Below are 19,652 nucleotides of genomic sequence, written 5' to 3'. Positions count from 1 at the left end.
ATGCAGATATCCTCACTCTATGACAGCAATCCCGTACAGTGGGAATCCAGGCGAAACGGATTGCTTGAGTTCCTGAGGGAGTATGGGGAGCAGCGGATTACACTTCGCGGATGCAGGAGGCTGGCCCGGCTGACACCGGATCAGCTCGCCCTGCCGGGGGTCTCCCTGCTCGTTGCCACTGTGCGGGGTCAGAACGGCCGCCAGCTCGCAGGCGTCAGCTTCGTGTCCGGCTTCGGCAAGGAGGCCTGTGTAGTCGCCGTTCATCCCCTGTACCGGAACAGGCATACGGGCACAGCCCTGCTTGCTGCACAGCTGGAGCGCCTTGGGCAGCTGGAATGCCATGTCGCCTGCGACAATGCAGCCAGCCTCAAGATGTGCTTCAACAGCGGGCTTGCCGCTGTTGACCTGGTTAGCGGCCCTACAGGCAAGCCCACCCTGCTCTTGCGTTCCCCGAGGAGCGCAGTTGATCCCGCCATTCTCCCGCAAGGAGGTGAACTCCTGTGCCAGAGCCCGTCCTAGGCATCCTCACCCTGTATCTGAACGACGCCAAGCAGCTCGAAGAGAAGAGTGTATACCGGAGGATGATTATAGAAGGCAGCCGGATGGGATTGGATGTTTTTGTATTAACACGTTTATCATAGACGTATAAAGATAATTGCCTTGTTTCATCACTGATGGGGTTCTGTTGCCCAATGAAAAATTCCTCCATTACAGTATTTACATATCATTGTAAATTACCGATAGTTCCTAAGTAGGAATACAAAGGGGGATTTTAATGTTTAGATCAAAAAAGCTTCTAATTTTCATCGGAATCATCGCTTTATTAGAAATAGTTATTTTTACAGGCATGTCCTTGAGAGAAGCCTTTGGGATGAATTTTCTTCTTGCATCAATTGCTGTAATTATTTTTTGGTTCTTCGGCATGTTTAAGCCGACCATTGTTCGCTGGGGAAATCGAAAAACAATTACCAAATATTCTGCTGTTATGTTTATTATATTTTTCATCTTGTTCATAATTGCAATTCCAAAAGCCTCTCCCTTGAAACAAGCTGCTAATAATACTGATGACCACACGGAAGTTCTTGACACTTTTGTACTTAAATCTGAAACAACTCAGAAGAATGCTGAACTTGCCAGCTTGTCTATGGATGCAAAAGCCATTGAAGCAAAGGTTACTGCCGTCACTGATGGTGATACCTTTACTGTTAACCTAGATGGAAAGTCTGAAAAGGTCCGTCTTATTCTCATTGACACTCCAGAGACAAAACATGCGAATAAACCGGTTCAGCCATTTGGCCCAGAGGCAAGTGCGTTTACAACAAGTTTGCTCACGGATAAAACAGTAAAGCTTGAAATAGACGTGTCCGAGCGTGATCAATACGGACGTATCCTGGCTTATGCCTATCTTGATAATAAGATGGTCAATGAGATGTTACTTGAGAAAGGGCTTGCGAGAGTGGCGGTTTTTCCACCGGATGTGAAATATCTTGAAAAATTTAGAGAGATCCAGAAGCAGGCCCAGGCTGCAAAATTGGGAATTTGGAGTATTGAAGATTATGCTACCGACAAGGGGTTTGATGATACTGTTGTAGCTAAGGCTACTGTCCAGCCAACTGCAACAGTTAAACCATCACCTAAACCCACAGCTACACCGAAGCCTACCGCCACTAAAAAACCTGTTCCTGCTAAAACCCAAAGACCTACACCTACTAAAAAACCGAAGCCAAAAGCAACCCTGCAACCAGTTCAAGATGTTTACTATAAGAACTGTTCTGCCGTGAGAGCAGCCGGTGCTGCACCGATTTATGCTGGAGAACCTGGATACTCCAGAAAACTTGATCGAGATGGTGACGGTATAGCCTGCGAATAAATGATAGCCCTAGGAGATATACGGGTTTTAGTTATGAAAAAGAATAGCTATTTTTTAAAAATATCATATAGGGGGAACATCAAGAAGAAGCCTTTATACAAGAAGTTTAATTTCTGGATTATTGTAATTTTTCTAGGTGGGACAATTGGTTTGATAACAGCCGGAGAGGAATCAGGAGAACCGTCAGCTCCGGCAGTTACAGAAGAAGCGCAGCCTACCGCAGCAGCCGTTGCAACGGAAGCACCTACAGAAAAACCGACAGAAGTACCTGTCGCCACCGAAGCGCCGCAGGCCAAAGTACCGGCATTTGAAATTGTAGAGGAACGTTTGGACAAATCAGGCATGTGGTACGTAACGGTGTCCACGAAATCTACTGACCCAGCCGAGCTAAAAGCACTGGTGGAGAATGGACGCCTGCTGGCGCTTGAGAGAAATAACGATGCGACCTGCGTATTTACGGAGATCCAGCACCCAGACGGTACAAAGGCCAATATTGCAGTTGGTAAGATAGCCTTGTCTGAAAATGGATTAGCCAGGCAGGATTAAATGATACCAGCGAGGTAGAGTTTGAACTTATAGATTAACAAAAGCCCCGGAGCCTATATCCGGGGCTTTATTTTGTCTTGTAGTGACTCTGCCAGCTCCGCTGTGTACTTGGTCAGTCGTAAACTGATCTCTGTGCGCATCACATCCCGGGTGAGTCCGAAGCGTTCCTGATAGCCTCGGTAAAAGATTTTGTAATACACCAGGAACTCCTCCTGTTCATCGAGCACCACCCGAATATTGCGTTGCTTCAGCTCCTTCTGCAGCCGGTGCGTATCATTCATAATGCGCTGCTGAATCGCCTGGCCGGCTATTATAGAAGCCCTCTGGAGAATGCTGCCGGACAGCTCGATCTCGCGCAGGCTTTTGTTGACCATGGTGTCCAGGTAAGGGAGCAGGATGAAGTCACGCACCATCGTCCGTTCCTCGACCGTAATCCTTCTTGGCACCTCTATCTCCTGCTTCTCTTCATACTCCTGAACATGATCTGTCAAAAGCATCTTTGTCTTCCATCGCTCATTGCCATCTAGCTTGCTCATAATATATCCCCTTAATGGTACAGCCAGTAATCCACATTACCACCATGCCTGCCTCCCACTCTATGTAATGCTCCGCTGGCCTGCGTCCGCTTAATCGCCCCAGCTCCCGTATCGTGGGTATCCTCTTAAAATGGTACTTAAACTGCACTATGATCCGCAGCAGTTTACGTGGGGTGTCGTCAAGCATGCTGCCGTTCCCGCACCGGACGCCACGATAGGATGTTGGCCACCAGGAATACGCGCGGCACGCCAGTAGACAGGCAGGTCGCCCGTATTCGGCCATCCCGTATCCCGCGCACCTCAATGGTCCGCTGCGTGATTTTACCCGATTTGTCCTGGTATATCATTTCAATGGTTTGGCCGATGCTCATCTTCATGATTAATCGCTTCCGAATATATAGGAACATTTGTTTGTATTATATGTCCGATACTCAATATTTAGCAATGGTTTGATTTGCCATAGAACGAAAAAAGCCTGCCGACCAGTTAAGGTTGACGGGCTTTTTTTACTTTTCTTGAGTTAACCGCTCCATTACCATAATTATGTACTTTTAATGTCTTCAATCTATATATCCCATATATAAGAATTAATGTTTAGACGTAGTCTTTTTTTCATAATAGTATTTTTTTGTAGGTATCAATGGCTTTAAATGGTTTTTGGCAGGAAAATCCATGTCGTAAAAAGGAGGCATACAATAAAGGCGACATGCGCTTAAAGGCAGAAACTGAAATTACATAATTCTTTTTGGAGGGTTAATATTGAAACGTAAAATACTAGCACTAATCTTGATTTTCAGTATGGTGATTATCCCCAGTACTCGTGATCTCCCCAAAGTTCATGCTACCCCATTGTTGAAGGAGCCAATTAAATGGATCATTAAGAAAGAAATCAAAAAAGAGACTAAATCATTGATTGAGTCAACTATTGTCAAAGAAGGCGTTAGGACTACTGAGAAAAAAGCTCTGGAAAAAGCAAACGAGCGCTGGTTTCAACGGCTACCAGAAAATGCAGTTGTAGGTCTCCAGGAATCGGCAGCTCGTGCTGTCCCGGCAGCTACACCGGGTTGGCTCAAAACAGTTGTTGGAGCAACCATGTTTTTAACTGGTGCGGATCTAGTTGCTGACATTGCAGATTATCTTAAGGCTAAAAATTCAGTTGATTACTACAGTGATGATGCTTATTTAAAATCATCCGGTGAAACAACACGAACTAAAGTTGCGAATGGATTTTATCTTCATATGTTTAATAAGATTGGTGATAATGCATATTTTGACATTGCAAAAAATGGAAAATATTACTCCCTCAAGGTAGTAGGGGGGAGTCGTGGCCCTAGTAGTCAAAAGGTATTAGATATATCGTATAGTACAGTCTATTTGTATCAAGTATCCAGTACTCAATATAAAATTGGGGTTGACATGCCCTATATTACTTATAGACGGGCAACGTATCCTAATGATCGGTCAAAGGACTTTGAAGGCCCTCTTAAAATGTATACTACTGAAACTTTTACAATGGATTCCGGCCCTTTAGAGCCTACTCTACTTTATGATTATGCCGATGGTTTTGACTTTGACTCTACAATTCAGCCGGAAACTATACCGATGCCATCAGACATGGCTGATCTCTGGCCTGGAGAGACGCGAGCGGTAGAAATCACTTTTCCTGATCCTAATTTTTTCCCGGATACCACGGGGACTGTTATAGCTAATCCGCATATTGTGACTAATCCAATACCCGAGACTAAGCCGTCTGAACAACCAACAACAGCGTCTAATCCATCTCCTCAGCCCACGGAAACACCTAACCCGTCTGCACAACCTAGCACCGAGCCAAGTCCATCTACAGAACCTACTCCAAATGTTGATCCTACACCATCAGCAGTACCAAGTACACAACCTACTAATCCCCCTGTTGTAGGTGGAGAAGATCCCGATCCAACTTCAGCACCAGATGACGATGACGACGATGGCTACAGTGGGCCAACTATAGATTCCCCCTTAACTCCTGAAGAAGCACTAGCATTAGGTTGGGAAGATATTACGCCACCACTTATAAAAGAGTATAAAGATCCAAAAACAGGAACAGTGGTAAAATTTAATACTAAGACTTTGGAAATCACTTATACTAAGTATTTTGAGGTTGAAATCATAAATACTGAAGGAAAACCAATTGGTGAAATAGATGAAATTGATATGGAGAAAGAAATTTTTTATGAGGATAAGCAAGCCAAAGGCCTTAATATTATCAATCCCTCTACTGGCTTACCCGCACAAACAGCACAGCAATGGGCTGATAAGCAAATACTAGTTAAAACTCGTAATAGAATACAAGCACTTCGTGACGGTACTGCTACACGAGTAACTAAAAATGGATCTAAAATAATACCGGAAATAGAAAGCATTAGGAATTTCAAAGAATTTGTTTTCAGATTAGATGGAGATTCGTTAGAATTAAAACAAGCAACTGAAAACGCAGTAAATTTACTTGCTCAGGAATTTCCTGGTTTTAAATTTAGCGCCACCTTTGGGAGGAAGTAATATGTCTGTTAGCGTGATAATACTCACACCTCAGAATGAATACGAGAAGAGTTTTTTTATTCCTATTGCTGGTGAAGCATCTTTTTATAAGTGCTGGGTTCCCGGCATTCAGGCACTTGGCTTAAAATGGCTAGCATGTTTTCAGGTGGGCCTGGATGCAAAATTGGAAGATCTGCCGAATATCTTTGCCGAACTAGATCAACTGAAAAAATGGGCAAACCTCAATCTGAATGGTGACGAAAAAGATCATTTCTTTTCAAGAGCCAACTTACTGGAGGAACAATTGCCAACAGCATTTCAACGTAAGGACGCGGTTGCTTTTATTGGATAGTTAGCTACACCATAAGACCCGTCAGGCACAAGCCCAGCGAGTTATTTTATGCACGCTCTAAATTCAAATCGTTCCCGAACGAACCGAGCACCGGCTATCTTAATAGATTCCGGCGTGTACCCCTTCACTATGCCACCATAGTCCATTAAATGGCCGATTGGATCTGGTTCTGCCTGATACCATACGGATACCTTAGACTGTGCCAGGGTGGCCACCAGGAAGTCTGTATCGCTCTCCAGGACTTTATACGTAGTAATCGCCCATTACCTCTCATTACTATAATATATTTTGTCTAACAGTTCTTGTCTGCTGCCTTTATGTTCATACTTCATTGTAATTTTCACCAGTCCTAAAAACGAGTTATGAGAACCGGCAACCTTCCAGCGTTTATAACTTTGTCCATTGTAAATCAATTCGTTTGCTTGAACTTCTGGACCACGTGATGTATTAGCTAATGTAAGATTAAGTTCTGCTGTGTTTCCGTCGTGATTTATTTCAAAAACTTTGGTTTGTCCACTCACTCTTTTGAGGTATGTCTCCATATAGCTCTCCTTTTTGGTTCCAATGAATTTACTATAATATCTTTGGAACATTATGTATATAAAGGCAAGGAAATTTTTCCTTACGCAAAGAAATATCCCGCCATCACTGGCGGGATGAGTTAAGACATGATTCTATTTTACAGAGTATTCATCCACGCTGAAAGTGAGTATCTTATCAAAGATTACATATTCTTTGCGGCTAGTAAATGGCCCTTTATTATTGTCGTGCTTATCAATTCCATAACGGGCAGATCCAGAGGCTGTGTCGTACCAGTTTAAAAAGGCATTGACCTCAGACATAGGAAGATCAAATTCTTTTTCAAGTCCAGTGTTCATCGTTACAACCAGGATTGCGCGATCTCCTGTTGGTTGTTCGGGTGTTGGTGAAGGTGTTACTGTTGGCGTTGGTTCGATAGTTGGTTCTGATGTTGGCTCTATTGTTGGTACAGGAGTTGGATCAGGTGTTGAAGATCCTACGGTGATCTCACTAATAGCGATCCAAGTACTACTTCCAGTACACTCTATCTTAATGCCGCTATACTTTCCAGGCTTTACAACAAAAGGTTCTAATATCGTGTAAGTTTTAGTTGCATGATTCTCTACGACTCTACTTACTTTTCCAGATATATCAACCCAAGTTCCAGACTGGAAACCATATATCTTGTATGCAACATTCGTTTTGGGATTAGCAGAAGATGCTATTTGAACAAAATCCAAATATAATTCTTCTGGAAATTTCATTTCTATAACACCGTCATAACCGCCGCTATTCCAAAAAGTATCTAATTTCGAGTCAATTACATTGTTGGGTGTCATTCCACCATATGATTTATTTGCAGATACTACAGTTCCATCTGGAGGTATTATTCCCTGCATTCCATCAGCTACTGTCCTACCCTCAGCATATGAAAAATCTCCTTGAACTGTTGGGTGGATTACAATAATTGATAACAATATACTCATCACCATTGCCAACTTACCTATAATACCTAATCTCTTTTTCACAAACTTCCATCTCCTTCAATATGTATGCATCAAGCCTACACTAAATAAAGGCGAACAAACAGTCTATTTATCGACAGAAATTTACAATACACTTAAGGGTTATTGAGGGAATATGTGGATTGAATTAAGTTTATGAACATTGGTAAGGAAAATTTTCCTTATGCGATTATGCGAAGGTATAATGAAAAGAAAATATCTGGGGTGTAGTCATGGACAAAAAAACTAAAGCAAGACCTGAAAACCGCTGCTGTAAAACAGGAAGTGATAGTTGTCTGGTTACATGACGGGGAAAAGATAAAAGGCATTGCGGAGGTATCTGCCGATCCTGATCGAGTAAAGATCAATACGAACGAGGGGCCGGTCTGGGTGCCCTATTTGGATGTGGAGGATATATCACGAGTGATTAGGTTGCGAGTTGAAGGTGAGACGAATGAATGAACCGCCCCCCTATAAGGATAGGACGGTTATACTGAATAATATTATTTTCCAAGCATAGCGGACTGACGATCTAGCAAACTAATTACCCGAGCGCTGCCATCCATTTTAAACCTTACTGATACTTGATAACTTTTTAGATCATTATTTGAACTCTGTTCATCTATTGTTAGGTATTTTTTATTTATGGAATCATAAACATAGTCTAATTGTATTTCCGATAAACTGAATGCTCCAGATTCTCCGTACAAGTCAATTAATTCTTTCTTTGACATCCCTACTTCTGCTCCTTGAATTGTTTTATATTTCCCCTTGGATTCCTCGTCAATAAAAATACATACTACCGCACCGTCTCTGTACATGATTGAAATTCCTGAACTATATGTACTAAATGTGGTGGTTTTTTTTCCAGTACCAAGTATCTTTTCAGCCTCTTCCTGGCTCATCCCATACTTTACAATTTCCTTTTCATTGTCCACTTTAACAATAGCGAGATCATCTGCATTAATCCCACTCTTTGAAGATCCGCAAGCAGTGAGAAAAGCCAAAAACAATAGAATCAACAAACTCTTTTTCATGTTCATCCCCCAATATTTTACCGAAGTTTACCATAAGAACTATAAAAAAAATAAAGATCTACAGAACAAATAAGGGTACGCGGAGCATTGCACTGCCGGTTCGCGTCTTGTGTAACTTACATAGGATATCAAATCCTGGGCTTTATGTATGTGACAATAAGGAAAATTCCCCTGAGTTAATCAGGATAATCTGTTATGCCATATATCGCCAATATATTTCTTTTGTAGTAGAATGAAGAAACATTCGAATATATTCGACGCTTTAAATCACTCAATATAATATTTGGAGGTATTATCAATGTCGTTTTGTGTCTTTATTCCAGGAATTCAAGGCTCCAAACTAACCCAAGGGAACATCCCTCGGTTTCCAGTTCTTAGAAAAGAGGCTATGGAGCATTTAACACTAAATGCAGATGATAGTCCTATGGACACTGAAGAGTTATATACTGTCTTGGGCTTTGATGTTTACGAAACTATTGATACATACTTCAGATCCCAATTTGGTGTTGAAAATTTTCATCATTTTACTTATGATTGGCGTTTTGAGCTCAATGAACATTTCGAGTCTTTATATTCCATTCTTCATAACAAATCAGAGATTATAATCGTAGCCCATAGTATGGGAGGAATTTTGACTAAATTATTTTTGCACTGGTGTGAAGATAAAGGACACATCCTTGACATTTCTAAAATATACACTCTAGGTACCCCATGGCAAGGATCAGCTGAAAGTATTTACATGCTCAAATACGGTAGTGGGTTTCCAAAATGGTACTTCAAAAAAATCCCTTCAGTAATTGGGTTAGCGACAGCCGACATTATGAGAAACATAGCTAATAGCTTCCCTTCTGTATTCCAACTCCTTCCTCATGATAACTACATTGATAATATCTCTCCCGTTTTATATAATTCCGACAAATCAGCTTTGAGTGCAAAAGATACTTATTTGAAGCTCTTAGATCCTCAGCAATATAATTACTATTTAAACTATTCTCAAACAATTCAAAGCGAACTTTCCTCATCATGGCCTATAAGATATGAGGGCATTCACACTGCAATTATAGGTCATAATTTATGTACACTTGGCTCGATAGTACTAGATCAAAATGTAAGTGGCGGTAAAGTGAACAAAAAGAGATTACAATGGGTATCAGGAGATAAGACTGTCCCTGTCTCAAGTGGAGAACCTCTTTTTGAATGTAATAAATTGTACATTAAAAAAGACCATTTAGGCTTAGCTCAAGATAGACATATCCTAGAATTTATTGCAACTGATTGTGGTGTTGAGATCGAATCTCCAACCGAGTGGAAACATCAGTATAGCCCCAGTTCTTCCTATAGTGGCCGCTCTTTAAGAATAGCATGTCCTGTTTCTGTCTCTATCTCAAGTAATGGAACATTATTGGGTGGTGAAATTGATATATTCGATTCTGTAGACGACCTGCTAAAGCTTCATGAGCCAGAGCAAACAAACACTTATAGAATAGACGACTCATATTTTATTTTCATAGATGATGAAGAGGATATAGAAGAGAGCCACAAAAACAATTATGAGGAAGATATTACATTAATAAACGAAAATTTAGAATTAGAGATTACTTCATATGATAAGGGACTCGCTTCAATTGAGATTGATAGATATGAGGACGGTATACTCCTTGAAACTAAGATATTTGAAGGGCTTGAATTGACTGAGGAAACAATGGCTAGTTTAACTTTCGAAGATTTTAATGATATTAAAACTGCTCAACTTGTTAGAACCACTGGACAAAAAGAAGAAGAAGTAAATGGTTATACTTTAAATCCAGTTGAAATTGAAAGAATTAATCACCCCATAACAACTTGGAAAATAACTGATGAGTTCATAGGGGAGTACGAGAGGTTAAAATTCTATAATAAAAACACACTAAATATTAAGATTGAAGATGTTTCAAATGTTGACGATGTGGACATTCTGGAATATAGATATATTTTGAATGGCAATTTGTATCAGAGCAATACAAAGAATTTTAATATTACTGCAATTAATGGCCAAAATACTCTCACTGTATTTACAATTGCAAAAAATGGTTATACCGATATAAGACCCAAAAGCTTGCAATTCGAGATTGGAAATGTTGAGTTTGACACCTACAGGAAGATTGTTCTAATGAAAGAAGGAATTATAATATCGTTCAATGCAAATAGTAACACTAGAGACGATATGTTTAAGGTAACGTATGTATTAGAGGAGAATGGAGATTACCTTCCTAGACCTGGATTTTCTTCGAGATATCCTAAAAGTCAAAAAGAAATTTCTTTTTACACCTTAGATAAGCATAAAAATAAAGGCAAGGAAGAAGTGCTCGTCCTTCCTGATATTAATGTAAGAGATGTTATTTTTACTCAGGCAGAAACTGTTAAAGATATTAGTAATGCCTTAGGAATAAACAATATCGAAAAATGGGAATTAAAGATTAATGGAAGAAAAATCAAGTCTCCAGATACCTCAATCACTTCTAAAACACGAAAAGTCGAGTTGTTATTGGATGAAACGGTGTATATAATTGTATTTGAAGACGAATTCGAATTATTTTGGCAAAAGGGTTCTGAATTGATTACCTCTGGTGCTAATGAGTTAGAATTTACTTTTACAATAAAAAGTTCATCAAGTGGAACGACAATGCATATGAATGATTTAGATAGCATAAAAATCAAGGTCTATTCTAAAGATAAAATTGAATTACCTGTTGAAATGGAAATCATTCCTCTTGGAGATTTTTTCACAACTACTTTAGTTGTATCTCAATTACCTGAACATGTTGATAAAGGTTTTCTTAAAGTTTTTGTAAATGATAGACCTGCTCGTGAAATCAAGTTTGTTTTTAATTAAGTTTTATTAGAAAGGCGGCCAAAATATTATGGTTAATTTTATAACTAATTTTTCCATTTCAATTTTGGCCACCTTATTTATATGTTTCATTCAGTCCTTAATTGCATTTATGTTATTACCATTACTGTCGAATTGGAAGTCATTGTTCATAACAAGTATAAAAAAATTCTCAATACTTTACTTACTTTCATCACTTACAATAATATATTCATTAAAAACGTTTATAATTTCTTTTTTATTAATTTTCTTTATATTCCTTTATAGAATCGTAATTAAAAAAAAGAAACTTAAAAATAATTACACTGATGTTGAAATTAAAAATATCGTAGAGGATTGGCTTTCTAAGGAATCAACGATGCAAGTTAAATACTATTCAACAACTGTAACTAATAAAAATAAAGTGAATATTAGACTTGATATTGATTCAATGATAAATTATTCCGAACTTGACCTCCTAAGGAATGTCCTTCCTCTAGGTAGCAATATCAAGATCAACAATTTAAAAAAAAACAATAAAACTAAAACTAGCTTTCAAGTGGATCCAACTTAAAGATTCGTTCAAAAGCCCTGACTTCACATCAGGGCTTTTGAACGTAATAATCGCACGATGAAAAGATTGTGCGATTATTTAAATCCTCTTCAACCTTTTTTTCCTTATCCCCTACCGCTTTAAAACCACTTGCACGCCCAGCAACACATCTGCCGTCACGGATAACCACATGCCATAGTTCTGCCATTTGCTTTTCATGATTATTTCACCTCAGATTTAAAGTTTTTGAAAAATGAAATCAGCGACTTATTCGCCAGCCCTAAGTTCACCAACATTGTGATCACATTCAATTCAAGCTTTGACTTATCAGTCGGTGTAGTGATGATTCCTGCGTCCTTAGCTGCCTGGCACGGCCTTCTCGTAGTCGTTGGCATATGTTTCCTTGCCGGAAATGTTCAGACGCTTCTCCAAGGCTGCCATGCGCCCATCCTGTGCCTCCACGACTTTCTCCAGTTCCATTTTTACTCATGTCCTCTTGAACCTCCCCTTGTAATTTATCAATCCTGGCGTATGCTGCATCCATCTGTACCCCTGTTGGCTTTCGTCCTGTCCGTAGATCCGCAATCTTCAAGCCAAAGAACATCTGTAATTGCGGGTAGTCTTTAAATGTGGTCCAATCTCCGCCCCACTCAAACCCCAGCGTTTTCGCTTCCTGGACCACCTCCATCCACTCTGTAACGCCATCCTTATCGACATCCAGCTTCATGTCCCAGGATACTTGCTTGCCATCATTCAGCAGCAGGGCGAAATCCACGGCCAATCCGTAGTTGTGGTAACTGGTCCCGCCTTTGGCATTGGTGACGATCTGACCGGGCTTGGTACGGCCCTGCGCGTAGAGTGCATCCTGCTCGACTATGGTCCGCAGCCCCTGGTTAATGACTATATCCATTGCACAAATCGGGACAACCGGTGGGTTAATCGCTCTGGCTTGGCTGACTCATTCAGGGCGATACGATCAGTTCGTTAAGCTTCGAAATTTTGATAAAGGAATTGAAGAGGAGGCGAAGCGTGATGATGACGCTTGATCAGGTAAAGCTGAAGTCCATGTCAAAAATCGAGAAGCTGCCGTCCTGGAAAGAACCCCATTATTGTAATGATGGTCTCTGTAATTTCTTCAGCCAGTCTTGTGAGGTCAATGGATAACTCAAGTTTCTTAATCACTACCACTTGCTTTCCTCCTTCCTAGAAAGAGTAAAAGCCCCTCCAGTGAATTGGAGAGGCTCTCTTATGAATTAACTATAAAGTTTATTTAAATCACATTTACTACGTATATTGTAAAATAGTAAAATGTAGTGGGAACCAAAAATTGTAATAGAAATAGGAGATGTTAAAATGTCTGATCAAACTAATGAAAAGAAAATCGAATCTTTAAACGAATCGGTCAACAAAATATCCGCACGAGTTATCCCTCCTAAAAATACCCAGTCACAAAACAATGGATCCAAAGGAGGAAAATAGTTTGACTGGAACGAAACAATCCAACTCGAACTCACCAAATAATCAGCCGGGCAAAGAAACTCATTCTCCGAATCCCAAACATAATTACTCGGTCGATAAAGGATCTGCAAGAATCATTATTCCTCCACCGAAGAAGTAGGTTCTTCTAGATCTTTATGTTGGGCTGCTTCAATTTCTTCAGGGTTAAATATTTTTACGTAGGTTCCCGATTTTGTATCGTAAAAAATTTGTGTTACTGAAATTTTGTGGTCTTCAACAAGCTTTGTAAAAAAATCAACATCATCAATGCTAATATGGCGTTCCGGCTCAAATGTCCGGGACGCTTTATTGACACAACCTATAATAGTCATTCCATTTTTATCAATTCTACCTATTTCAACAACTTGACTATCATTGTTAGTAAATACTTCATCCCAAACAGATGGGTTTTTTGAGAAACTTGCAGCCCCTCTCCAATTTCTTATTTTGTTAACCAATTTCATTTGAATCGGATATAACCATTTAGCCCAAAACAAACTTAGTACAAAACTCACCAAAGTGCTCAAAGCAAGGAACACTAATAAAAAAGTCAAACTTCCAGACTTATCCTTTAATTTTTGTATTGACCAAATCACATCAGCATTACCAATTAATTTAGATAATAAAATAACACTATTGTACAATAACAATGTTGTAAATGATGCAGGCAACCATAACAAGGCCGCGATTGCTGTGAATTCGCCTGGCGTATGTTTCACAACGGGATTAATACCAAAAGACTGAAGCCAAAAATACATCAGAAATCCAGGAAGAATGAAAACAATAGTACCGAGTAAATTATCCAATTTGCAACACCTCACTTAAATTATTCGTTAGATCTAATTAAAACACCTTCAATGGTTTGAAGAATAATCAACTATCCTGTTATTTGCTTTTAGTTCAAGAAATAAGATAAAGCCCCTCCTTAGGAGAGACCTTCTTAGTTATAGTATATAGTTGTTTGTTTACAGATGTACTACGGTATCTTGGCTGAGCGCTTCTATTTGCGCATCCATCTTCATAAATAGTTGTTGAAGCGCAATCCGGTACTGCATACCATCATCCTTGCCGATCTGCTTTTTGAGGTGAATAACGAAGTTGTCCGCTTCGATTTCACAACCATACATCTCCACGACCTTATTCAGAGCCTGAAGGCAGTTTCCTTGACCGAAATCCTTCACATCGCAAAGGTCGAATGTATCATCAATGCTAAACGTGAACCGCCCTCCGGTTGCACCAGAGATAAGGTTTGTTAATTTGAAGTAAGTGAGTATACAGCTCAATAAAAACAATCCCGTCAGTCATATAAACCCGGCGGGTTATTTTATGTATGCTCTAAATTCAAACCGTTCCCGAACGAAACGAACTCCTGCAATCTTAATAGATTGTGGTGTACCCCTCCCACTATGCCACCATAGTCCATCAGATGGCCGATGAGGTCCGTTTCTTCCCGGTAACCAGACTGATACCTGACTGTGCAGGGAAGCCACCAAGAAGTCTGTATCGCTCTCCAGGACTTTGTATGTGGTACTAATGTAATGTAATTTTTGAAGCTGTCCTTATCCACTCATAAAATACACCTTTGCTGGACAAATCGCGCTGCATCTCATTGATCGGAGTGGTAGTACCAAAAGGATTTCCTTCTCCACATTTACAGAAGTCCCCCTAGCTAGGCAAGGGGGATTGAAATGGGCCTACAGGGCTCAAACCTGACCAATCGCTCTAACCAACTGATATAGAGGAAAGGGTTAAACGCATTAAACTCAATTATCGAATCGTTGATTTTATTGGGGTTTGGGACTATAAGGTAATTTGGATTATAAAGAGTTCGTGACCAAATATGTGACCAATAAATCCTGGAGAAATCCAGGGTTTATTCACTGTTGAGGAAACGTTAACCAATTAAGATTGCTACTAAGTCTTCGTCCTTATCATTCAGGCAGTTGAGTAATATCGGTTATCTGCAAAAAAGCATCCTTAGCCCTTTCCTGAATTTTTGTGAGAATAAGCGGTATCTAACAACTACCCTCTTGAATGCCATTTAAGTACTCTCTCAGCTAATTAAAAGTAAGTCTATAGATAGCTGATAAAAATAGGATATAATAATCTTAGCTGAATTCGCATCGAATTTTTTAAAATAACTATATGATTTTTATAAAAGGTGATGGAATGTATAATTATCACAACTTAAATGACGTCGAATTTGAAGAACTATGCAAAGATGTAATGCAAAGAAAACTGTCTGCTGAATTGCGATTATTTTCAAAAGGAAGAGACGGGGGAATTGATTTAACAGATAATGCATTTAATTACAACATTATTGTTCAAGTTAAGCATTATATTCGAAGTAGCTACGCTAGTCTTAGAACGGCTTTGAAGAATGAAGTAGAGAAAGTTAACAAGTGGCGTCCTAAGCAATACTACATTTGTTGTGGAATGGATCTAACCTCAGCAAACATTAGAGAAATATACGAAATGTTTTCAGAATTCATGATGACAGACCACAATATAGTTACCTTAAACGAAATTGATGACTTCCTTCAAAAAACAGAAAATGCTGATATAGTTAGAAAGCACTACAAGTTATGGCTTTATTCATCTAATATATTGGCTGAGATTTATAACCAAAATATTTTTGTCGACTGCGAAACGCTTTTAAGTGACGTAAGTGAAGAATGTAAATTTTTTGTGCCTACGCATATCTATCAAGTTTGTATGAAACATCTAATTGATTATGGAACGCTTATGCTTACAGGCGGTCCTGGAGTCGGAAAAACAATCACTTCAAAGATGCTCGTTCTGTACTTCGCTACACAAGGTTATAGAATCAGATACACCACAAATGGGGATATCGCAAATATAAAGAACTCTCTGTCTCATGACAAGGAACAAAAAGAAGTGGTATTATTAGACGATTGTTTGGGACAGCACTATTTTAATATGAAACAAAGTCAAGAGGATGAGTTACTTAGTTTAATAAAATATACAAAGTTGTATACAAACAAAAAGCTGATCCTAAACTCTAGAATTACTATTTTTAATGAAGCCAAAGAAAGAACCTACGAATTTAGTAATTTCTTTGAACAAAAAAAAATGGTGAATTACATAATCAATATGGATGAGATAACCCTTCTTGAAAAAGCGAAAATTTTATATAATCATCTGAAACTTAAAAAAATACCAGCAGATTACTACTCTTCAATTATAGAAAATAAAAATTACCTAAAAGTAGTTCAACATAAAAACTACACACCTCGTATTATTGAACACGTAACTTTTGAGCATAACTACTCAAGGGTGATGCCTAAATTATATTTCAATTTCATAGTTCAAAATCTCACAAATCCACATGATATTTGGAAAAATGAATTTGAACAGCGTCTTCAAAATATTGATAGAGCCTTTTTAACAACATTATATTCATTAACTGATACTTATATTGAACATGACATATTAAAAAAATGCTTTTTAAAACGAATATCAACCATGAATAATATTGACTTTACAATTGACCAATGGAGTCTTGTGTTATCTCGATTGAATCAATCCATTATTAATATTTTTGATCTTAAAGGCAAACAACTTATTGGAGTAATTAACCCTTCTGTAAACGACTACCTAAAGCTTGTATTTACAAATAATCTTTTAGAACTAAATTCAATTCGTAATTCCATATGTAATGCCCTGCAATTTGAAAGATGTTATACAAAAGAAGAACTCCCTAATATCTACAAACAGCTAATCATTGATGAAACAGTTCATAAGATTGACTTTGCCGATAAACATCAAAAGGATTACTTTATTACATCAAAAATCTCTGAACATCACATAAAGAATACAAATTATACAACTATAATCTTTGACTATCTATCTGATTCCTATTGCTCTAACTATTCATACGTAAATTGCCTGAATCATTTTGAAGTATTGTCTGCTTTAATGAGTAATGATTTTTACAAGTTCTACTCTATAGATCAATTTATTTACTCACAAGATAATATTTCTAATCTATTAGAAGACGTAGATTTAGATGAATTGGTTATGACAATAAATCTTTTGAATGAATTCTTTAAAGCCCAAGAAACTTCTCCTCCATGGTTTGAACAAATCTGCAAAGAAAAATTATATGAAAGCATTATGTACTATTTAGAGTGTGTTGACACCTCAGAATATTGTGATAATTATTATATGGGAGATTTGATTAGTGAACATACTAGATCATATTCGGATAGATTTGACGAGTACATCGATAAATCATCGGTAGTATCAGATTTAGAAAAGAAGATTATTAGTGACATAGAGGATGAGGTACAAGAAAAACTTTCTTCGCTTGAAGAAAAGTATCGTCAATTATCACAACCACCAATTACTTACAGTGTAAATACAACTGATATTGAAAATGCTTTTGACTCTTATTTTCGAGAGCCTTATGAAGAAAGTTACCGTAGTAATACGAATCAATCGTTTGTTTCAGAAATTGAAGCTATATTTGAACGTTGAGTGAGAGAGGGGCTGTCTAAAAAGCCCCTCTTTGTAAATCTTTTAAATAACTGGTTGAATCAAACCTATTTCAATTTTATTAATCTCATTATCACAGTAGTTGAGAATGTATTGTGGCACAACATTATATTCTCTTGGATTAAGCTGAAATAAATAGTCGTTTTGAACATGAAATGTTTCGTCAACATATTTTTTCATTACACTCCCGCGCTCCATATCACCATCTTTCAACATTCTATAGATTTGAACCTTCTCATAACCACTAGCAGATGATCGATATAATGCAATCATTTCGGTAATGTTTTGGGTACGTGCATATACAGTTAGATAATCAAAATCAGGGATGTACTCCTTAACCATTGCAGTTGATTGTGCAAGTTCGTCAGCAGTCATATCTCTAAGACTTCCATCTTCATTTTTTGATTTAGGGATGTCCCTTCCTTTATGAAATACATTGGAAAGCAATTCCCAAGCCTCATCTTTATGATTGTTTACTTCAAGAAGTCGTCTGAAATAAATTAGCTTATGGATTATATCAAAGGAATCAGCGATATTCCTTTCACATATTGACACAAACGATTTGACATCTGCATATGTAATGCCTTTTTCATCTAGCGTTCCGTTAATATTTGAAATGAAGTAAGCTTTTGCTGCAGGTGAGAAGATATCTCTGAGAGTACAAACAATATCAATAATTGGCTCAAAATCATGAGTTAACATTAATACGGTTTTTCCCTGAAATGAATTTGCACCTCTAAAAAGCATAGATATAATTGCAAATTTTTTATTGTTGTCAAAAGAAGATATAGGGTCATCTAATATAATAAAATCTGCATTTTCCTTAAGCGTTTGATACATAAACAGTACTAAAGCAAAAGCATTTCTCTCGCCGTAGCTTAAATGCTGTCTTACATTCCCAATACCCTCGCTTTGTTCTGTATAAGTCAAAATTAATTGATAGCTATCTCCTGTGGACGGAATTATCGAGACCTTGTACTGATACCCCGCAGATTCAAGAAAGCCATTAATATCTTTACTGTGTTTTTCTATAGTCCTTCTTATTTCTATCTTTTGTTGTGCAACTTGTCCCTGTAACTGCCCGGCAACCGTAATTACTTCGTCAAGTGAAGTGTTAATTCTATCAATCTTTTCTTTTGTATAGTCACTCTCAAGTTGACTGTAAAAAGCTAAGTCGATTCTATTTTCACGTAATGCGTCAGCCACTCGGTCTACATCTCTTAATGAAGTAAACCCTAGAAATTTCAAACCAATTAATTTATCTCGTAAAGTGACTACCTCATCTTTTAAACGTTTGAGGAATTCAATCTGATCACTTGTTAAACCGGTAGCATTTCTAGATATTATTTGCATAGCTGCTTTTGTAGTTTCTGAGAAATAACCCTCTAAAGATATAAATACAACTAGCAACTTACTTAATGAAGAAAGATATTTAGTATCATACTCTTGGCTTACTTTCAAAATTGTTTCTTTTGGCGTAGAAATATTGGAAACACAATACGGACATTTATCAGTAATTTCCAAATAGTCTTTCCCCTCAGTTTGCCATTTTAGCCACTTCAGGTTTGTTCCAGCTTGTCTTAAATATGGAGCATATGCGACAAGTTCCTGAGGAACATTTTCAAGTTTATTTCCTTTTCCTAGAGTTTTCGCAAGATCACTGGCTTTTGAATAACCGTTTTGTGTATTTCCAAAACCCTCAATAAAAGTTTTCAGATCATTAATCAAGCCATCTAGCTCCGGGTCATCACGAAAAGCAATTTGTATACTAGGGCGTGTCTGAAAACTAATCATATTGAAGCTACTTCAACAGAATCATCGCGGAAGCGAGAAAGGCAAAGCTTAAAAAGTTTCG

The 19,652-nt window shown here is 38.2% G+C and carries 18 protein-coding genes and 1 pseudogene; 10 read left to right on the top strand and 9 right to left on the bottom strand.

Features of this window, described 5'->3' with window-relative positions; genetic code table 11:
• The 4 genes and pseudogenes from C162_RS03205 (at position 1) to C162_RS34015 (ending at position 2,416) form a co-directional block, all read left to right on the top strand.
• Entirely contained in the window at positions 1 to 519 is a 519-nt protein-coding gene (locus C162_RS03205) for an N-acetyltransferase (protein ID WP_036691212.1), read from the top strand.
• A pseudogene (locus C162_RS35855) lies at positions 501 to 629 on the top strand (YheC/YheD family protein); the annotation flags it as partial. The gene C162_RS03205 and the pseudogene C162_RS35855, both read left to right, overlap by 19 nt.
• Positions 630 to 775: 146 nt before the next feature.
• Complete coding sequence (locus C162_RS36835; protein ID WP_051493189.1) at positions 776 to 1,870, top strand: thermonuclease family protein; 1,095 nt, start codon at positions 776 to 778, stop codon at positions 1,868 to 1,870.
• 33 nt (positions 1,871 to 1,903) lie between these two features.
• Positions 1,904 to 2,416, top strand: coding sequence for a hypothetical protein (locus C162_RS34015; protein WP_051493188.1), 513 nt, complete (start codon positions 1,904 to 1,906; stop codon positions 2,414 to 2,416).
• Positions 2,417 to 2,469: 53 nt separating this feature from the next.
• On the opposite strand, the gene C162_RS03190 is transcribed toward C162_RS34015, so the two are convergent.
• Both C162_RS03190 and C162_RS03180 read right to left on the bottom strand, forming a co-directional pair.
• Positions 2,470 to 2,952, bottom strand: coding sequence for a hypothetical protein (locus tag C162_RS03190; protein ID WP_036691210.1), 483 nt, complete (start codon positions 2,950 to 2,952; stop codon positions 2,470 to 2,472).
• 179 nt (positions 2,953 to 3,131) lie between these two features.
• A complete protein-coding gene (locus tag C162_RS03180) occupies positions 3,132 to 3,329 on the bottom strand; it encodes a hypothetical protein (RefSeq protein ID WP_200869172.1) in 198 nt (65 codons plus the stop codon).
• Positions 3,330 to 3,711: 382 nt separating this feature from the next.
• On the opposite strand from C162_RS03180, the gene C162_RS03175 reads away from it, so the two are divergent.
• A complete protein-coding gene (locus C162_RS03175) occupies positions 3,712 to 5,490 on the top strand; it encodes a hypothetical protein (protein ID WP_036691206.1) in 1,779 nt (592 codons plus the stop codon).
• A 1-nt stretch (position 5,491) separates the two neighbouring features.
• On the top strand, positions 5,492 to 5,821 hold the full coding sequence (locus C162_RS03170; protein ID WP_036691204.1) for a hypothetical protein: 330 nt from the start codon (positions 5,492 to 5,494) through the stop codon (positions 5,819 to 5,821).
• A 263-nt stretch (positions 5,822 to 6,084) separates the two neighbouring features.
• Here the strand turns inward: C162_RS03170 and C162_RS03165 are convergent, their stop codons facing one another.
• The 3 genes from C162_RS03165 to C162_RS03155 form a co-directional block, all read right to left on the bottom strand.
• A complete protein-coding gene (locus C162_RS03165; protein ID WP_036691202.1) occupies positions 6,085 to 6,363 on the bottom strand; it encodes a hypothetical protein in 279 nt (92 codons plus the stop codon).
• A 132-nt stretch (positions 6,364 to 6,495) separates the two neighbouring features.
• Positions 6,496 to 7,368, bottom strand: coding sequence for a hypothetical protein (locus tag C162_RS36830; RefSeq protein ID WP_051493187.1), 873 nt, complete (start codon positions 7,366 to 7,368; stop codon positions 6,496 to 6,498).
• A gap of 479 nt (positions 7,369 to 7,847) precedes the next feature.
• Positions 7,848 to 8,381, bottom strand: a complete 534-nt coding sequence (locus C162_RS03155; RefSeq protein ID WP_036691200.1) for a hypothetical protein — start codon at positions 8,379 to 8,381, stop codon at positions 7,848 to 7,850.
• A gap of 298 nt (positions 8,382 to 8,679) precedes the next feature.
• On the opposite strand from C162_RS03155, the gene C162_RS03150 reads away from it, so the two are divergent.
• A complete protein-coding gene (locus C162_RS03150; RefSeq protein WP_036691198.1) occupies positions 8,680 to 11,253 on the top strand; it encodes a lipase/acyltransferase domain-containing protein in 2,574 nt (857 codons plus the stop codon).
• 836 nt (positions 11,254 to 12,089) lie between these two features.
• Here the strand turns inward: C162_RS03150 and C162_RS37425 are convergent.
• Entirely contained in the window at positions 12,090 to 12,692 is a 603-nt protein-coding gene (locus C162_RS37425) for a M15 family metallopeptidase (protein ID WP_084648795.1), read from the bottom strand.
• 122 nt (positions 12,693 to 12,814) lie between these two features.
• On the opposite strand from C162_RS37425, the gene C162_RS37310 reads away from it, so the two are divergent.
• Complete coding sequence (locus C162_RS37310) at positions 12,815 to 12,946, top strand: hypothetical protein (protein WP_268748792.1); 132 nt, start codon at positions 12,815 to 12,817, stop codon at positions 12,944 to 12,946.
• Between the two features lie 189 nt (positions 12,947 to 13,135).
• Positions 13,136 to 13,261, top strand: a complete 126-nt coding sequence (locus C162_RS37305) for a hypothetical protein (RefSeq protein WP_268748791.1) — start codon at positions 13,136 to 13,138, stop codon at positions 13,259 to 13,261.
• A gap of 116 nt (positions 13,262 to 13,377) precedes the next feature.
• Here the strand turns inward: C162_RS37305 and C162_RS03135 are convergent, their stop codons facing one another.
• Together C162_RS03135 and C162_RS37550 are read right to left on the bottom strand one after the other, a co-directional pair.
• A complete protein-coding gene (locus C162_RS03135) occupies positions 13,378 to 14,085 on the bottom strand; it encodes a DUF6338 family protein (RefSeq protein ID WP_036691195.1) in 708 nt (235 codons plus the stop codon).
• Between the two features lie 159 nt (positions 14,086 to 14,244).
• Positions 14,245 to 14,406, bottom strand: coding sequence for a hypothetical protein (locus C162_RS37550; protein WP_442792418.1), 162 nt, complete (start codon positions 14,404 to 14,406; stop codon positions 14,245 to 14,247).
• 1,042 nt (positions 14,407 to 15,448) lie between these two features.
• Between C162_RS37550 and C162_RS03125 the strand changes: the two genes are divergently transcribed.
• Positions 15,449 to 17,779 carry a restriction endonuclease gene (locus tag C162_RS03125; RefSeq protein ID WP_036691191.1) on the top strand — a complete coding sequence of 777 codons (2,331 nt, stop codon included), beginning with the start codon at positions 15,449 to 15,451 and terminating at the stop codon, positions 17,777 to 17,779.
• 42 nt (positions 17,780 to 17,821) lie between these two features.
• Here the strand turns inward: C162_RS03125 and C162_RS03120 are convergent, their stop codons facing one another.
• Positions 17,822 to 19,591 (bottom strand): AAA family ATPase, encoded by a 1,770-nt coding sequence (locus C162_RS03120; RefSeq protein WP_051493186.1) that lies wholly within the window; start codon positions 19,589 to 19,591, stop codon positions 17,822 to 17,824.
• Between the last annotated feature and the right edge of the window lie 61 nt (positions 19,592 to 19,652).

Source organism: Paenibacillus sp. FSL R7-269 (assembly GCF_000517865.1).
GTDB lineage: Bacteria > Bacillota > Bacilli > Paenibacillales > Paenibacillaceae > Paenibacillus_AQ.
Note: the sequence above shows the minus strand (reverse complement) of the source record. Positions and strands in the feature narration are given on the sequence as shown.